Origin of the sequence: Sphingomonas sp. CCH9-F2, assembly GCF_001556735.1 — a bacterium.
Classification (GTDB): domain Bacteria; phylum Pseudomonadota; class Alphaproteobacteria; order Sphingomonadales; family Sphingomonadaceae; genus Sphingomonas; species Sphingomonas ginsenosidimutans.
This window is the reverse complement of record NZ_LSJO01000300.1, coordinates 1-339: the sequence shown is the minus strand read 5'-3', so window position 1 is coordinate 339 and position 339 is coordinate 1. Positions and strand designations below refer to the sequence as shown.

The window sequence follows — 339 nt, the reverse complement described above, 5'->3', positions numbered from 1 at the left end:
GGAAGGCCGAGACCTGCAGCGGCGCGGCGAGCGACGGATCGTCGATGCGGCCGTTCAGGAACGCCTCGCCGGTGTTGTTCGAGGTGAGTTCGAAGAACGCCCCGACCTGCACCCACGTCCGGCCCGGGGTGAGCGCGTGGATCTCGTAGCGCGGCGCGCGCGGGTTGGACGACTGGACCGGCTTGAGCGCGATCGTCATCGCGACGGCGAGGGTGGAAATGCGGCCCATGAAAATGCCCGCGTCGTTCTGCTTGATCTGACCGATGTTCATGACGTGTCTCCTGTGATGTCGTGCTGGACCCCATGTCCTCGACACCGATCTTCAATCCTCCTCCCCTC

Annotated in this window: 1 protein-coding gene; it reads right to left on the bottom strand. The window is 65.2% G+C overall.

Annotated elements, in window-relative coordinates:
- Nucleotides 1–271, bottom strand: a 271-nt coding sequence (locus tag AX685_RS08900) for a DUF736 domain-containing protein (protein WP_156445588.1), incomplete at its 3' end; no start/stop codon positions are given.
- Between the last annotated feature and the right edge of the window lie 68 nt (nucleotides 272–339).